A 15741-nucleotide genomic window follows, 5' to 3' on the forward strand; every position below is an offset into this window, starting at 1 on the left:
ACGTATAGGGTGTGACGCCTGCCCGGTGCCGGAAGGTTAATTGATGGGGTTAGCTTCGGCGAAGCTCTTGATCGAAGCCCCGGTAAACGGCGGCCGTAACTATAACGGTCCTAAGGTAGCGAAATTCCTTGTCGGGTAAGTTCCGACCTGCACGAATGGCGTAACGATGGCCACGCTGTCTCCACCAGAGACTCAGTGAAATTGAAATCGCTGTTAAGATGCAGTGTACCCGCGGCTAGACGGAAAGACCCCGTGAACCTTTACTACAGCTTTGCACTGAACTTTGAGCCTACTTGTGTAGGATAGGTGGGAGGCTTTGAAGCTGTGACGCCAGTTGCAGTGGAGCCGTCCTTGAAATACCACCCTGGTATGTTTGAGGTTCTAACTCTGGTCCGTAATCCGGATCGAGGACAGTGTATGGTGGGTAGTTTGACTGGGGCGGTCTCCTCCCAAAGAGTAACGGAGGAGTACGAAGGTGCACTCAGCATGGTCGGAAATCATGCAATGAGCATAATGGTATAAGTGCGCTTGACTGCGAGTCAGACATGACGAGCAGGTACGAAAGTAGGTCATAGTGATCCGGTGGTTCTGTATGGAAGGGCCATCGCTCAACGGATAAAAGGTACTCCGGGGATAACAGGCTGATACCGCCCAAGAGTTCACATCGACGGCGGTGTTTGGCACCTCGATGTCGGCTCATCACATCCTGGGGCTGAAGCCGGTCCCAAGGGTATGGCTGTTCGCCATTTAAAGTGGTACGCGAGCTGGGTTTAGAACGTCGTGAGACAGTTCGGTCCCTATCTGCCGTGGGCGTTGGAAATTTGAGAAGAGTTGCTCCTAGTACGAGAGGACCGGAGTGAACGAACCTCTGGTGTTCGGGTTGTCACGCCAGTGGCATTGCCCGGTAGCTATGTTCGGACGGGATAACCGCTGAAAGCATCTAAGCGGGAAGCCTCCTTCAAGATTAGATTTCCCTGACTCCTTGAGAGTCCTAAAGGGCCGTGGAAGACTACCACGTTGATAGGCTGGGTGTGGAAGCGTTGTGAGGCGTTGAGCTAACCAGTACTAATTGCCCGTGCGGCTTGACCATACAACAGAGATGGTTACTAACGATTACTGATTGATCGAATGAGAGGTCAGTGGATTGTGAGCCGAGAGACGCAGAGATCGATTGATCGACTTGCGGTGTATTACTACAGAATGTTTCGCCGACTTATTTGGGGTTATCGCCGGTCCGTAGTGACCGAGGCAAACAAGCGATAACAGGCAGCGCAGGGCACTAAGCCCATAAGACCAGACCAACCCAAGCCAGTTTGCCTGACGACAATAGAGTTGTGGAACCACCTGATCCCTTGCCGAACTCAGAAGTGAAACGCAACATCGCCGATGGTAGTGTGGGGTTTCCCCATGTGAGAGTAGGTCATCGTCAGGCTTCTATCCCAAAAGCCCTGATCGCTAACGCGGTCAGGGCTTTTTCTTGTGCGTAAAAAAGGGCCTCCCATTTGGGTCGCCCTTTTTTGTTCTGGGTTGGCTAAATTGCTGCCACTACTTCGCAGCACAAGATTTTCCGTGCCAAACAAAAAAGCCCTGAGCGCGTTAGCGATCAGGGCTTTTTTGTTTGTTTGGTACCAGAGGCCGGACTCGAACCGGCACACCCGTTAAGGCGGGGGATTTTGAATCCCCTGTGTCTACCAATTTCACCACTCTGGCAGTATCGCGAGCACATTTTGAAGTGTGTTCGGAGAGGACGATGATTATAGCGATGGGCCAGTTGCGGTCAACCGGATTTGGCTGTGAGAGTGGTTTCCGTTACTCTTCGCGGCCGATGAATAACCACCTAGACTGAACTGATGCAACGCCAGGATTTCTATTTCGATTTACCGGAATCGCTGATTGCCAAAGCGCCTACCGAAGAGCGTCGGGGCAGCAGGTTGCTGTGCCTGGACGGCGTGAGTGGCGATTTGGCCCACCGCCAGTTCGCTGACCTGCCCGACCTCGTGGAACCAGGTGATCTGCTTGTATTCAATGATACGCGGGTGATCCCAGCGCGGCTTTTCGCGCAAAAGCCCAGCGGTGGAAAACTGGAGATATTGATCGAGCGGGTGCTGGATGAGTATCGCGCACTGGCGCATATCCGGTCGAGCAAGTCCCCCAAGCCCGGCACTGACATCCTGTTGGAAGATGGCACCGTATTGAAGATGGTTGCACGCCACGACGCCTTGTTTGAGCTGGAATTTCCTCAGGAAGGCGCGCTCGCAGTACTGGATCGCCTCGGGCATATGCCTTTGCCTCCATATATCGATCGCGCTGATACGGATAGCGACAAGGAGCGCTATCAGACGGTATATAGCCGCAACGCAGGAGCAGTTGCGGCTCCCACGGCGGGGCTGCATTTCGATGATGAGATGATTGCGTCACTCCGGGACAAAGGCGTTGATACGGCGTTTGTTACATTGCATGTGGGTGCCGGTACATTCCAGCCTGTCCGTGTGGATGACATCCATACCCACAAGATGCATACCGAAATCCTGAATGTGCCCGAGTCCGTGTGCCGCGCAGTCGCGGCGTGTAAAGACCGCGGGGGGCGGGTGATTGCCGTTGGCACAACCAGTGTCCGGGCTCTGGAAAGTGCGGCGGCGTCCGGTGAGCTGAAACCGACACAGGGCGAAACGGATATATTCATCTATCCCGGCTATTCCTTCAAAGTGGTAGACCGTCTGATTACCAACTTCCATTTGCCAGAATCCACGCTACTTATGTTGGTGAGTGCCTTTGCCGGGTATCGCAATACCATGCGGGCCTACGCGGCGGCCGTGGAAAACAAATACCGGTTCTTCAGCTATGGCGATGCCATGCTGATCGAACGGAATCCGGCGGTAGATCCTGCCGAGGTCGGTAGCAAGTAACTTATCATCTGCGTTAATAGCGCATGTAATGACACTGTACGAGGAGATCGCCTTGAGCCGCGCGTGTTTTATGAAGTTTGAATTGGACACTACGGACGGCAAAGCCCGCCGCGGGCGGCTGCATTTTCCTCGCGGCGTAGTGGAGACTCCGGCGTTCATGCCGGTAGGCACTTACGGTACCGTGAAAGGGATGCTGCCGCGGGATGTGGAGGAGATCGGTGCTCATATTATTCTGGGCAATACGTTCCACCTGATGCTGCGCCCGGGGACCGAGGTCATCAAGGAGCACGGAGACCTGCATGAATTTATGCAGTGGCAGGGCCCGATTCTCACGGACTCCGGTGGTTTTCAGGTGTTCAGTCTGGGCAAGATGCGCAAGATCAGTGAAGAGGGTGTTTCCTTCAAGTCTCCTGTCGATGGCAGCCCCGTATTCGTCGGGCCGGAAGAGTCCATGCAGGTGCAGCGAGATCTGGGCTCGGACGTGGTGATGATTTTTGACGAGTGTACGCCCTATCCGGCAACTCCGGACGAGGCGCGCAAGTCCATGGAACTGTCGCTGCGCTGGGCCAAGCGCTCCAAAGAAGCCCATGGAGACAGTCCTTCGGCTCTGTTTGGCATCGTGCAGGGGGGGATGTACCCGGAACTGAGGGATATCTCTCTGGCGGGGCTCACGGATATCGGCTTCGACGGGTATGCCATTGGCGGGCTGTCTGTGGGTGAGCCGAAAGAGGAGATGATCAAGGTGCTCGACCACCTTGCGCATCGGATGCCCGAGGATAAACCCCGCTACTTGATGGGAGTCGGTAAGCCCGAAGACCTGGTGGAAGGGGTCCGTCGCGGCGTGGATATGTTTGATTGTGTGATGCCCACACGGAATGCGCGTAATGGACACCTGTTCACGTTCGCTGGCGTGGTCAAAATCCGCAACGCCAAGCACCGTCATGACACCGGGCCGCTGGAGGAGGGGTGTGACTGCTATACCTGCGAAAACTTCTCCCGCAGTTACCTCCACCATCTGGACAAATGCGGTGAAATCCTCGGCTCCCAGTTGAACACGATCCACAACCTCCGCCACTACCAGCGGCTGATGCAGCAGTTGCGTGATGCCATTGAGGCCGGTGGGCTGGACGCGTATGTGGCGTCCTTCTATGAAGGTTTGGGGCGGGAGGTGCCACCCCTGGGGTAAACGGGGTTAGTGCTGATTTGTGCCACCTGTCTATCCCCGTATAATCAGCCCCCAAATTTGGATCCCTGTGCCCGCTGGCTTGTAATCACCCGGTCGCGTCCGCATATCGTCAGTTATCGAAAAAAATGTGCCCGTGGAGCGGGCCATTCCAACAATGAGAACAGCATGAATCGCTTCCCCCTCTGGAAATATCTCCTGATCCTGATCATTACCGGGTTGGGGCTGTTGTACGCAGCGCCGAATCTGTATCCCCCCGACCCCGCTGTACAGGTGTCCGGCCAGTCCAGCGCCCTGAAAATTGATCAAAATGTGCTCAGTGAAGTGCAAAAGGCACTGGACGACGCCGGTATCGCCTATTTTGGCGGTGAGGTGCAGGACAAGTCGGTGTTGATTCGTCTGAAGGCCATTGAAGAGCAGTTGCCGGCCAAGCGGGCTATCCAGGAGGCTCTTGGGCACAGTGACTATGTCGTGGCACTGAACCTCGCGCCCACGACACCGGAGTGGCTGCAGAGCATGGGGGCGAGCCCGATGAAGCTTGGCCTGGACCTCGCCGGCGGTGTGCACTTCCTGATGGAAGTGGATACAAACTCCATCGTGAAAACAAACATGGAAGGCTATGTCTCCGACGTGAAGTCCAAGCTGCGGGCCGCCAAGGCGCGCTATCGCGGTGTGGACCTCAAGGACGACCGTGAGATCGTTGCCAAATTCCGTGACGAGGAGCTTCGCAGCCTGGGTATGCGCACCCTGCGCAAAGAGTTTCCCACCCTGCAGCTCAATGAAGCGGGCAGTGGCAGCAATCTTGAGATTCGCGCGACCCTTGCCGAGCAGGAGATCAAGCAGCTGGAAGATTATGCGGTCACCCAGAACCTCACTACGCTGAGAAACCGGGTAAACGAGCTGGGGGTTGCGGAACCGATCGTGCAGCGCCAGGGGCGCAACCGTATTGTGGTCGAACTGCCGGGCGTCCAGGATACCGCTGAAGCAAAGCGTATTATCGGTAAAACGGCGAACCTTGAGTACCGCATGGAAGCCAAATCCGATGCGCTGGTGACCAGCAAAGAGTACTTCGAGTACCGGGATGAGCAGGAGCGCGCCGCTTACGGTGGTGCCTGGCTCGAGCGCAAGATCATCATCTCCGGTGAGCGCGTCACCGATGCCCGGGTCGGCTACGACGAGAGTGGTTTCCCCCAGGTGAATATCACCCTGGATTCCCGCGGCGGTGAAATGATGCACCGCGCGACCTGGAAGAATGTCGGGCGCCGCATGGGCACGCTGTTTGTAGAGAGTCGCTTCACTCCTGAAAAGCAGGTTGATGCCGAAGGGAACGAGGTAATTGTCCAGAAGCGTACCGATGACAAGAAGATCATCAGCCTTGCCACCGTGCAGAGCCCGCTCGGCCGGCAGTTCCGTACCACCGGGCTGGGTAGCCCCGCTGAGGCCCAGGAGCTGGCACTGCTGCTGCGCTCCGGCGCCCTGGCGGCACCCATGTATTTCGTGGAAGAGCGCGTAATTGGCCCGTCCCTCGGCGCGGACAATATCAAGGTCGGGGTTACCTCGGTTCAGATCGGCCTGCTCGCAGTGGTCATCTGTATGCTGGTTTTCTACCGGGTATTTGGCCTGGCTGCAAACATCGCACTGGCGGTCAACCTGATTCTGCTGGTAGCGGTGATGTCCATTCTCGGCGCAACCCTGACCCTGCCAGGTATTGCCGGTATGGTGCTGACCATCGGTATGGCGGTGGACGCCAACGTGCTGATTTTCTCGCGAATACGTGAGGAGCTGCGCAACGGGCTGCCGCCCCAGTCGGCGATCAACGCGGGTTTCGACAACGCTTACAGCGCGATCGTGGATGCAAATATCACTACCCTGATCGTGGCAGTAATCCTGTACGCGATTGGCTCCGGTCCGGTCCAGGGCTTTGCGGTGACACTGTCCATCGGCATTCTCACCTCCATGTTCAGTGCCATTATGGGTACGCGGGCATTGATCAACTTGTTCTACGGCGGCCGCCGTGTTCAGAAACTGTGGATTTAAGGGGACGGTGATGAGCAATACCAAAGAAGAAAACGGAAAAATCACCGAGTACATGGGCAAGCGCGTGTACGACTTCATGCGCTGGCGCAAACTGGCTGCCGCGGCATCCCTGATACTGGTGGTCGCTTCGATTGCGGCACTGGCCATCAATGGCCTGAAGCTGGGGCTGGACTTTACCGGCGGTACCCAGATTGAAGTGGGTTACCAGAATGCACCGAAAATTGAAGATGTTCGCAATCAGCTGACTGACGCCGGGTTCGAGGGCGCTGCTGTGGTGCGCTTTGGGTCCGATAGCGAAGTGTTGATCAAGCTGCCGCCGGAAGTCGCCGAAGAACAGACGCAGCAGAATGCGCGTGACGCCGAGGCGACCAATTCCATTGGTGACAAGGTGGTCGGTGTGCTACGTCAGCACAGCGACGGCCAGGTCGATCTGCGCCGGGTCGAAATGGTTGGTCCGCAGATTGGTGAAGAGCTGCGGGATGACGGCGGCCTCGGTATGCTGTTTGCGCTGGCCGTGGTGATGGCGTACGTGGCGTTGCGCTTCCAGTATAAATTTGCGGTTGGTGCCGTGGTGGCCCTGATCCACGACGTGATTATCGTGCTCGGCTTTTTCGCAATCTTGCGCCTGGACTTCGATCTCACCGTACTGGCGGCGGTGCTGGCGGTGATCGGTTACTCGATCAACGACACCATCGTGGTGTATGACCGGGTGCGGGAGAATTTCCGCAAGGTGCGTCAGGCGGATCCCGCCGAAGTGATCAACATTTCCATGAGTCAGACCCTGAGCCGGACGTTCATGACCTCGTTCACCACCTTGCTGGTGCTCTGGGCATTGCAGTTCTTTGGCGGCGAGCTGATCCACAACTTCTCGCTGGCGCTGATCGTCGGTGTGATCATCGGTACCTTCTCATCGGTGTACGTGGCAGCCAATATTCTGATGGCCATGAATACCACGAAAGAAGACCTGATGCCGCCTGTGAAAGAGGGTGCAGAACTGGATGAAATGCCCTGATTATAGGGACTCTGACAGGCATAAAAAAAGGCGGGTTCTACCCGCCTTTTTTGTGCCTTCAGGTCTCGCCTGAACGTGTAGCGCTCGTCTGCCCGCGTGGTGCCACAGCGGTTGGTGCCAAGTGGCTGGCGTCCCTGTGGGGGGCTGGATGCGACTTTTACGCGCGAGGCTTTTTCCCGAGGGTGATGTGCTTGGGGCCGGAAGTGTTGGTCTGGCCGCTGACGCCTTTAGGTACTTGCTCGATCTCTCCGCCATTGGCGAGGAAAGCCTGAATCTGGGCTTCGATTGCTTCGCGTGACTCGGTTGATACAGTTTCCTTCCCGCGTTTCGCGCTGGATGCTTTTTTAGCCACTATTCTGTCCACTTTTATGTATGAGCGGTACATATTACCGCAATTTGTGCAAAAAATCACCCGCCATCGAGTTCCTCTTTCAGGGGAGGGGGAAATCGACGGTTCCCGCGTCGCTATAGCGCTGGCGTGGGGTATTGCCAGAAACCAAAAAAGCCTGCAAATACAGGCTCTTAGGGCGAATTGACGGTGTTGCAAAGAGGGCGGTCTGGTCAAGTAAGGCCGCCGATGACAGGGGTTTCTCACCGTCTCCGAGGGGGATATGTTTCAGCTGACCAGTCGGTCCCGCCTAAGTTGCCGAGCCTGCTTCAGCCTGTGTCGAACCGTGCCTGCGCGCGGCGCCATGGATGCAACGTGTCCCGGGGCGGGTCTTGGCCTGTGCCGATCCGGTGTTACTGGCCAGGGCCTTTATTGCGCTTAACGCGCGCGTTGTTCTCGGTGAAATACTCCCCGAGGTATCGCGCGTAATTGATGCCCTCGGCACTGACAAAACTGCCACTGGCCTCCTCCCCGCCCGACCAGGTATGTCCCACGCCGTTTAGCCACAGCATGGAAACGCGTCCATCCTGCCACAGGGTTTCCGTTGCCGTGCGGCTACCTTCGCTGAGGGTATTGGTGTCGGGAAGCTGAGTTACGCCGTAAACCCCGGCCATCCCTTCGGCATTCTGGGTGTTGTAACAATCGTCCACGACGGTGTCGCTCGAACCGTGGGCGATGGAGGCGAGCTGGGTGTCGAAATGGCTCGCCTGGTCGCCAGCGTAACTTTTGCAGCGACTGGTGACATCGGCAATTTCACAGGAGCCAATAGCGCCACTGGCACTGGTGCCGATACTCGGGCCGGCACTGATGCCCATGCCGGCGAACACGTCGGGTGCGATACAGGCCGTGGTATTGGCGAACACCGCGCCGGACGACAGGCCGGCAATGTACACCTGGTCCGGGTCGATGTTGCGGTTGGCGTCGCCACTCATGGCGTTGGCCAGGTCAATCAGGTTTTTGTAGTCGCCGGAAGAGCGGGACTTGGCGCCCTGCCAGTAGGACCAGCAGCTGAAGCCTGCCTTGTTCATGGCATCCGGCACTGCGACCACCATGCCAAACTCTTCCGCAGCATCTTCCAGGTTGGCGGTCAAATAGGCATCGATGGACTGGGTGCAGCCGTGCAGAACCACCAGTAAGGATTGACCGCTACCGATGGGGGAGGTGCTGTCGGGTGTGTATACATGCACCTTGTTGAACCCGCCGATAGACTCATTCTGCTGCCAGCTGCCAGCTTGGGAGAGGCCGGCGCTCATGAAAATCGCCGCACCCAAGCTCGCGCCCAGGAGCTTGCGCTTTTGAGCCATGATCATGGTTTCCACCGTTATTTTTATCGAAAAGGCTGCAGCCTAGCGAGGAGGCTTTATCGTGGGTATGCGACCTAAGTATTAGGGGGGCGGCGGTAAAATTTCAGGTCAATGGGGCCCTTCAGCCTGCGGCGGGATCGTCGCCAGCAGACAGGTCTTGCTCTTCGGAGGCGGGCACCTGAAGAGGCCAGCCACCAAGGTCGCGCCAGCGATTGACGATACCGCAGAACAGCTCTGCGGTTTTCTCCGCGTCGTATTCCGCCGAGTGTGCGCTGCTGTTGTCGAACGTGATACCTGCGGTCTGGCAGGCCTTGGCGAGTACGGTCTGGCCGTAGGCCAGGCCCGCGAGCGTTGCGGTATCCATACAGGAAAAGGGGTGGAAGGGATTGCGCTTGAGTCCGCAGCGCTCCACCGCGGCATTGATAAAGCCGAGGTCGAAGTGGGCGTTGTGGGCCACCATGATTGCGCGTGTACAGCTGTGGGTTTTGATCGCGCTGCGGATCTTGCGGAACATTTCCGGGAGGGCGATTTCTTCGGGCCAGGCGTCGCGATCGGGAGACTCCAGGTCGACGCCGATAAAATCCAGCGCCGACTGCTCAATATTCGCACCCTCGAAGGGCTCGATATGAAAGCTGTGGGTCTCCTCCGCAAACAGGGTCCCGTCTTCATCCATATTCAGGATGACAGCGGACACCTCCAGCAGGGCGTCGGTACGGGCGTTGAAGCCGGCCGTTTCGAGGTCCAGTACCACGGGAAGAAAGCCGCGGAATCGCTGTGCCAAGAGACTTTTGGGGCCGGAGGGCTCTTCTGCTGGGGTCACGGAATATCCTGGTGTCTGCGTATCGGTCAATTAATTATCGGCGGTTAGCTGAGGCACTGCTTGTGCACACGGCACTCAGGCCAGGCGCCAGTTCAATGTTTCGCCTGCCGCAAGAGGGATCAGCGAGTCAGGCCCCATCTGCAGTCCGGAGGGGAGTGTCCAGGGTTCCCTCACCAGGGTGATGGTACCGGTGTTGCGGGGTAAACCGTAGAAGTCCGGACCAAACTCACTGGCGAAGCCCTCCAGGCGTTCCAACTTTCCTGCCTGCTCGAAGGCTTCCGCATAGAGTTCGATGGCGCTGAACGCGGTGTAGCAGCCGGCACAGCCGCACGCGGTTTCTTTCTTGCCCTGGGTGTGAGGTGCAGAATCCGTGCCGAGGAAAAACTTCGGACTGCCACTGGTCGCCGCCTCGATCAATGCCGACTGATGGTAACCGCGTTTTAGGATCGGCAGGCAGTAGAAGTGAGGGCGGATTCCACCCACCAGCATGTGATTGCGATTGTACAGCAGGTGGTGGGCAGTGATGGTTGCGGCGACACCGTCCCGCGCGTTGGCGACAAATTCCGCCGCATGCGCGGTAGTGATGTGCTCAAGCACGATCTTCAGGCTCGGGAAGTCACCGACTACGGGCCCCAGGATGTTCTCGATAAACACCCGCTCGCGGTCAAAGATATCAATATCGCTGGTGGTTACTTCCCCGTGCAGCAATAGCTTCATGCCGCAGGATTGCATGGCCTCCAGCGCGGGGTAGATATTGGTGATATCGGTAACACCGGAATCGGAGTTGGTCGTGGCGCCTGCCGGATACAGTTTGGCGGCGACCACGCCGGCCGCGTGGGCCTGCTGTACCACTTCGGGCGTGGTGTTGTCGGTCAGGTAAATCACCATCAGGGGGGTAAAGTCGCCATTCTCTGGCACTTCCGCCTCAATGCGCGCCTTGTAGGCGAGAGCGGCTTCGGCATTCACCACCGGTGGCACCAGGTTGGGCATGATGATGGCGCGCCGAAACTGCCTGGCGGCGTCGCCGACGGTGCGAGCAAGCGCTGCCCCGTCGCGTAAATGAATGTGCCAGTCGTCAGGTGCGCGCAGGGTAATTTGCTGCTTGGAGTCCACCGAATATCTCCTCCCGGATTGATCGCGGCGCCGATGCTACCCGAAGCGCCAATAAATTGCGAAAACTGCGGTGAGTGCCTCATTGTTCGCCGGATTGAATGTAAAGTAGACAGAGGCTGCTGTCTGCTTTTTGGGCAATTTTCCGACTCATTGTCTGGTGCTAGTCGTACGCGCTTCTAGGCGCTACAATCGCGCCCCGAAAAAAGCGGGCGATCCGCAATTCCTGGGCACAAATCCAAAATAACCCCCCCAGACCGAGACTTTTTACAGGTGCGCAGCCCCGCTACGGTGCTGGCGTCCCCGTATTGACGGCTTGCCCGAGCATACGGGCCCACTATACAGAGGATAGTAATGAGTAAGATCGATAAGGTGGTATTGGCGTATTCCGGTGGGCTCGATACTTCGGTGATCGTCCGCTGGCTCCAGGATACCTATGGTTGTGAGGTTGTTACCTTTACCGCCGATATCGGTCAGGGTGAGGAGGTGGAACCCGCGCGCGCCAAGGCGGAAGCCCTGGGTGTCAAAGAGATCTATATTGACGATCTGCGCGAAGAGTTCGTGCGCGACTTCGTGTTCCCGATGTTCCGCGCCAATACCATCTACGAAGGGGAGTACCTGCTGGGCACCTCCATCGCCCGTCCCCTGATTGCCAAGCGCCTGATCGAAATTGCCAACGAGACCGGCGCCGATGCCATCTCCCACGGCGCTACCGGTAAAGGTAACGACCAGGTGCGCTTTGAGCTGGGCGCCTATGCGCTGAAGCCCGGAATCCAGGTTATCGCGCCGTGGCGCGAGTGGGACCTGAATTCCCGCGAAAAGTTGATGGAGTACTGCGAGCAGCACAAGATCCCCGTGGACTTTTCCAACAAGAAGAAAAAGTCCCCTTACTCCATGGATGCCAACCTGCTGCACATCTCCTACGAGGGTGGCGTTCTTGAAGAGCCCTGGGCCGAGGCCGAAGAAGACATGTGGCGCTGGAGTGTCAGCCCAGAGGCCGCACCGGACAAACCCACCTACATCACCCTGCAGTATGAGAAAGGCGATCCGGTTGCCATCGATGGCGAGCGACTGAGCCCTGCGACCCTGCTGGAAAAACTCAACAAGCTGGGTGGTGCCAATGGTATCGGCCGCCTGGATATCGTAGAAAACCGCTATGTAGGCATGAAGTCCCGCGGCTGTTACGAAACGCCTGGTGGCACCATCCTGATGAAAGCGCACCGTGCGATCGAGTCCATCACCCTGGATCGCGAAGTGGCCCACCTGAAAGATGAGCTGATGCCGCGTTACGCAAAGCTCATTTACAACGGATACTGGTGGTCCCCGGAGCGTGAAATGCTGCAGGCGGCGATTGATCAGTCCCAATCTGTGGTAAACGGGGAAGTGCGCCTGAAGCTCTACAAAGGCAGCGTGTCCGCAGTGGGGCGTCGCTCTGAAGACAGCCTTTTTGATGAAAAAATCGCCACGTTTGAGGACGATGCCGGTGCCTACAATCAGAAGGACGCCGAAGGTTTCATCAAACTGAACGCCTTGCGTCTGCGGATTGCCGCGGGTAAAGGCCGAGACTTGATCTAAATCAGCCAGTAACGACGATAGAAGCGTTTAAATCGTCGTTTCTGTGCCCTCCCGGTCTAACGTGAAGGGTATAGCCGCTATTGTATTGGCGGGTTCTTCGCGCTTGACGGAAACGAATCTTAAAAAGCAACGGAAGTTACACAATGACGACAACGGTGGCAGAGGCCGGCAAGTTGCCGGACTATGACTACAACATCGTGCGCCAGTTCACCATCATGTCGGTGGTCTGGGGCATTGTTGGAATGGGCGTCGGCGTTCTGATCGCCGCACAGTTGGCCTGGCCGGCACTGAATGATCTCTGGCAGCCGTTTACGCATTTCGGGCGTCTGCGTCCACTGCATACCAATGCGGTGATTTTCGCTTTCGGCGGCAGTGTACTGTTCGCGACCTCCTATTATGTGGTCCAGCGCACCTGTCAGACGCGCCTGTGGGGTGGCTGGCTGATCCCGTTTACCTTCTGGGGCTGGCAGGTCGTCATCATTGCCGCGGCGATCACCCTGCCGCAGGGCCTTACCTCCAGTAAAGAGTACGCGGAGCTGGAGTGGCCGATTGATATCCTGATCGCGCTGGTCTGGATAGCCTACGCACTGGTGTTCTTTGGCACCATCGTCAAGCGCCGCACTTCGCACATTTATGTCGCCAACTGGTTCTTCGGCGCCTACATCATCACCATTGCGGTGCTGCATATCGTCAACAACCTGGCGATCCCGGTCAGTGCGTTCAAGTCCTACTCGGTGTACGCCGGGACCACGGATGCGATGATCCAGTGGTGGTATGGCCACAACGCGGTGGGCTTCTTCCTGACTGCGGCCTTCCTCGGCATCATGTACTACTTCGTGCCCAAGCAGGCAGGGCGTCCGGTGTATTCCTACCAGCTGTCCATCGTGCACTTCTGGGCACTGATCTCCATCTACGTCTGGGCCGGTGGCCACCACCTGCACTATTCCGCGCTGCCAGACTGGACCCAGAGCCTCGCGATGATCATGTCCATCATCCTGCTGGCGCCCTCCTGGGGCGGCATGATCAACGGCATCATGACCCTGTCCGGTGCCTGGCACAAACTGCGTACCGACCCGACCCTGCGCTTTCTGGTTGTGTCCCTGTCGTTCTACGGCATGTCCACCTTCGAAGGGCCGATGATGTCCATCAAGACGGTGAACGCGCTGTCGCACAACACCGACTGGACTGTGGGCCACGTGCATTCCGGTGCGCTGGGCTGGGTTGCGATGATCTCTATCGGCGCCCTCTACCACCTGGTGCCGGTTCTGTGGAACCGCAAGGAAATGTTCAGCGTGAAGCTGATCAATGCGCACTTCTGGCTGGCTACCATCGGCACGGTGCTGTACATCGCCTCCATGTGGGTGAATGGTATTACCCAGGGTCTCATGTGGCGCGCCTTTAACGCTGACGGCACTCTGACTTACAGCTTTGTGGAAAGTGTGATTGCCAGCCACCCGGGCTACGTTGTCCGCTGGATCGGTGGCGCTTTCTTCCTGATCGGTATGTTCCTGATGGCGTATAACGTGTTCCGCACTGTCACCGATGAGCCGACAGAGGGCGAAGTGCGCCACGACGAAAACCTGCCGATTGCGAAGAATGCTTAAGGGGAATCGATCGTGAAGAATCATGACATCGTAGAAAAGAACATCGGTTTGATGATCGTTCTGGTCGTTATCGCGATCAGCTTTGGCGCCCTGGTGGAAATCGTTCCCCAGTTTTTTGTCACGAACAATAAAGAGCCCATCGCCGGCCTCAAGCCGCTGGGCCCCGTCGAGCTGGAGGGGCGTGATATCTATATCCGTGAGGGCTGTCATGTGTGCCATACACAGATGGTGCGCCCACTGCGTGCGGAAGTAGAGCGTTACGGTCACTATTCCATGGCGCAGGAGCACGTTTACGAGCACCCGTTCCTGTGGGGCTCCAAGCGTACTGGCCCGGATCTGGCGCGTGTGGGCGGTCGTTACTCCGACGAGTGGCACCGGTCGCACCTTTACAATCCGCGAAACGTGGTGCCGGAATCCATCATGCCGTCATACCCCTGGCTGTTTGATAATGTGGTGAACGGTGAGCATACCGCGGCAAAAATGCGCGCAATGCGTGCCGTGGGTGTTCCCTATACCGACGAAGATATCGCTAACGCCAGCAAGCCGTTTATCGGTGGTCGTGTTACCGAGATTGATGCGCTGGTCGCTTATCTGCAGCAGCTGGGCACTCTTGTTCAGCAGAAACGTTAAGGGCAGGGCGCAGCTTGGATATCGACATTTTGCGGCAGATTGGCGTGGTGCTTGGCTCCATAGCCTTTCTGGCAATTTGCTGGTGGGCCTTCTCCCCCAAGCGCAAAAAGCGCTTCGAGGAAGACGCCAAATTGCCATTTGCCGACGAGCAAGAAACTTCTGACAAGGCCGCTCGTGAGAGCGAAACCAGTACCGGCGAAAAGGCCGGTGAGAAACAGGAACAGGGGCAGGACAAATGAGTACATTCTGGAGTGTTTGGGTAATTGTGCTCACCCTCGCCAATCTCGCATTGGTAACTTGGGTTCTTTTCGCCAACCGCAAAGTTGCGGTGGACGACCAGGAAGATCCGGAAAACCGCACTACCGGCCATATCTACGATGGCATTGAGGAGTACGACAACCCACTGCCCAAGTGGTGGTTCCTGTTGTTCGTACTGACACTGGTGTTTTCCGCCATTTATCTGGTGATTTACCCGGGCATGGGTAACTTCAAGGGCGTCGGTGGTTGGACGTCTGTTGGTGCATTGAAGGCCGACCAGGCCAAGGCGCAGGCGGAGTTCAAGGAAACCTTCGGGCAGTACGTGGACATGCCGATCCAGAATATTGCCGAGAGCCGCGAAGCGCTGAAAATGGGCGCGCGGATTTTCGCCAACAACTGCGCGGTGTGTCACGGTGCCGATGGCGGCGGCAACTACGGTTTCCCGAACCTGACCGACAGCGATTGGTTGTATGGCGGCACGCCGGAAAAAATCCTGGAAACGCTGCACAACGGCCGTCAGGGGTTGATGCCACCGCAAGGGCCGGTCATCGGAGAAGAAGGTGTTCGCAACACCGCGGAGTACGTTCTGAGTCTGAATGGGCTGGAGCACGATGCGGCGATGGCGGCCGAGGGGCAGAAAGTTTTCGGTACCGTTTGTATGGCGTGTCACGGAATGGATGCCAAGGGCAACCAGGCGCTGGGTGCGCCTAACCTTACCGACAACATCTGGCTCTACGGTGGAAACCGCGAGGAGATCCAGCACACCATCCGCGGTGGTCGTAGCAATAATATGCCGTCGCAGAAAGACAAACTGCGCGAAGACAAGATCCGTCTTGTCGCCGCCTATGTCTACAGTCTGTCTCGTCAGGAAGACGTGCAGCAATAATCGGGATTAGCGCAAGACTGATTGCGCT

The 15741-nt window shown here is 57.3% G+C and carries 13 protein-coding genes, 1 tRNA gene and 2 rRNA genes (1 of these 16 cut by a window edge); 11 read left to right on the forward strand and 5 right to left on the reverse strand.

Translation table 11 applies throughout. The features are described 5' to 3' along the window. Positions 1 to 1090: ribosomal RNA gene (locus GTQ55_RS05790) — 23S ribosomal RNA — on the forward strand (it extends 1793 nt beyond the left edge of the window). Positions 1091 to 1316: 226 nt separating this feature from the next. After that, positions 1317 to 1432 (forward strand): 5S ribosomal RNA (gene rrf / locus GTQ55_RS05795). 191 nt (positions 1433 to 1623) lie between these two features. On the opposite strand, the gene GTQ55_RS05800 is transcribed toward rrf, so the two are convergent. Then, positions 1624 to 1710 (reverse strand) — tRNA-Leu (locus GTQ55_RS05800). Positions 1711 to 1850: 140 nt separating this feature from the next. Between GTQ55_RS05800 and queA the strand changes: the two genes are divergently transcribed. From queA to secF, 4 genes are all read left to right on the forward strand, one after another. Continuing rightward, entirely contained in the window at positions 1851 to 2906 is a 1056-nt protein-coding gene (gene queA, locus GTQ55_RS05805; RefSeq protein ID WP_161857880.1) for a tRNA preQ1(34) S-adenosylmethionine ribosyltransferase-isomerase QueA, read from the forward strand. A 70-nt stretch (positions 2907 to 2976) separates the two neighbouring features. Further along, on the forward strand, positions 2977 to 4092 hold the full coding sequence (tgt, locus tag GTQ55_RS05810) for a tRNA guanosine(34) transglycosylase Tgt (RefSeq protein WP_183946724.1): 1116 nt from the start codon (positions 2977 to 2979) through the stop codon (positions 4090 to 4092). 165 nt (positions 4093 to 4257) lie between these two features. Continuing rightward, positions 4258 to 6126 carry a protein translocase subunit SecD gene (gene secD, locus GTQ55_RS05815; protein WP_161857881.1) on the forward strand — a complete coding sequence of 623 codons (1869 nt, stop codon included), beginning with the start codon at positions 4258 to 4260 and terminating at the stop codon, positions 6124 to 6126. Between the two features lie 10 nt (positions 6127 to 6136). Then, on the forward strand, positions 6137 to 7138 hold the full coding sequence (gene secF, locus GTQ55_RS05820) for a protein translocase subunit SecF (protein WP_161857882.1): 1002 nt from the start codon (positions 6137 to 6139) through the stop codon (positions 7136 to 7138). Positions 7139 to 7295: 157 nt separating this feature from the next. On the opposite strand, the gene GTQ55_RS05825 is transcribed toward secF, so the two are convergent. From GTQ55_RS05825 to pyrC, 4 genes are all read right to left on the reverse strand, one after another. Then, positions 7296 to 7490: a hypothetical protein gene (locus GTQ55_RS05825; RefSeq protein ID WP_183946723.1), complete on the reverse strand. Its 195-nt coding sequence runs from the start codon at positions 7488 to 7490 to the stop codon at positions 7296 to 7298. Between the two features lie 389 nt (positions 7491 to 7879). After that, on the reverse strand, positions 7880 to 8836 hold the full coding sequence (locus tag GTQ55_RS05830) for an extracellular catalytic domain type 1 short-chain-length polyhydroxyalkanoate depolymerase (protein WP_161857883.1): 957 nt from the start codon (positions 8834 to 8836) through the stop codon (positions 7880 to 7882). 115 nt (positions 8837 to 8951) lie between these two features. Beyond that, positions 8952 to 9650: a ribonuclease T gene (gene rnt / locus GTQ55_RS05835; protein ID WP_161857884.1), complete on the reverse strand. Its 699-nt coding sequence runs from the start codon at positions 9648 to 9650 to the stop codon at positions 8952 to 8954. A gap of 75 nt (positions 9651 to 9725) precedes the next feature. Then, a complete protein-coding gene (gene pyrC / locus GTQ55_RS05840; RefSeq protein WP_161857885.1) occupies positions 9726 to 10763 on the reverse strand; it encodes a dihydroorotase in 1038 nt (345 codons plus the stop codon). A 351-nt stretch (positions 10764 to 11114) separates the two neighbouring features. Between pyrC and GTQ55_RS05845 the strand changes: the two genes are divergently transcribed. From GTQ55_RS05845 to ccoP, 5 genes are all read left to right on the forward strand, one after another. After that, complete coding sequence (locus tag GTQ55_RS05845) at positions 11115 to 12335, forward strand: argininosuccinate synthase (RefSeq protein ID WP_161857886.1); 1221 nt, start codon at positions 11115 to 11117, stop codon at positions 12333 to 12335. A 143-nt stretch (positions 12336 to 12478) separates the two neighbouring features. Next, positions 12479 to 13939 carry a cytochrome-c oxidase, cbb3-type subunit I gene (gene ccoN, locus GTQ55_RS05850; RefSeq protein ID WP_161857887.1) on the forward strand — a complete coding sequence of 487 codons (1461 nt, stop codon included), beginning with the start codon at positions 12479 to 12481 and terminating at the stop codon, positions 13937 to 13939. Between the two features lie 12 nt (positions 13940 to 13951). After that, positions 13952 to 14569: a cytochrome-c oxidase, cbb3-type subunit II gene (gene ccoO / locus GTQ55_RS05855; protein ID WP_161857888.1), complete on the forward strand. Its 618-nt coding sequence runs from the start codon at positions 13952 to 13954 to the stop codon at positions 14567 to 14569. A gap of 14 nt (positions 14570 to 14583) precedes the next feature. Further along, positions 14584 to 14808: a cbb3-type cytochrome oxidase subunit 3 gene (locus GTQ55_RS05860; RefSeq protein ID WP_161857889.1), complete on the forward strand. Its 225-nt coding sequence runs from the start codon at positions 14584 to 14586 to the stop codon at positions 14806 to 14808. Next, positions 14805 to 15713: a cytochrome-c oxidase, cbb3-type subunit III gene (ccoP, locus tag GTQ55_RS05865; protein ID WP_183946722.1), complete on the forward strand. Its 909-nt coding sequence runs from the start codon at positions 14805 to 14807 to the stop codon at positions 15711 to 15713. The genes GTQ55_RS05860 and ccoP overlap by 4 nt, the downstream gene beginning before the upstream one ends. The last annotated feature ends 28 nt before the right edge of the window (positions 15714 to 15741 follow it).

The organism is Microbulbifer hydrolyticus (genome assembly GCF_009931115.1).
GTDB lineage: Bacteria > Pseudomonadota > Gammaproteobacteria > Pseudomonadales > Cellvibrionaceae > Microbulbifer > Microbulbifer hydrolyticus.

Bases quoted from the DNA above. Each gene is read 5' to 3' on its own strand.
- queA (WP_161857880.1), top strand. From the start codon at position 1,851: ATGCAACGCCAGGATTTCTATTTCGATTTACCGGAATCGCTGATTGCC.
- tgt (WP_183946724.1), top strand. From the start codon at position 2,977: ATGAAGTTTGAATTGGACACTACGGACGGCAAAGCCCGCCGCGGGCGG.
- secD (WP_161857881.1), top strand. From the start codon at position 4,258: ATGAATCGCTTCCCCCTCTGGAAATATCTCCTGATCCTGATCATTACC.
- secF (WP_161857882.1), top strand. From the start codon at position 6,137: ATGAGCAATACCAAAGAAGAAAACGGAAAAATCACCGAGTACATGGGC.
- GTQ55_RS05830 (WP_161857883.1), bottom strand. From the start codon at position 8,836: ATGATCATGGCTCAAAAGCGCAAGCTCCTGGGCGCGAGCTTGGGTGCG.
- GTQ55_RS05845 (WP_161857886.1), top strand. From the start codon at position 11,115: ATGAGTAAGATCGATAAGGTGGTATTGGCGTATTCCGGTGGGCTCGAT.
- ccoN (WP_161857887.1), top strand. From the start codon at position 12,479: ATGACGACAACGGTGGCAGAGGCCGGCAAGTTGCCGGACTATGACTAC.
- ccoP (WP_183946722.1), top strand. From the start codon at position 14,805: ATGAGTACATTCTGGAGTGTTTGGGTAATTGTGCTCACCCTCGCCAAT.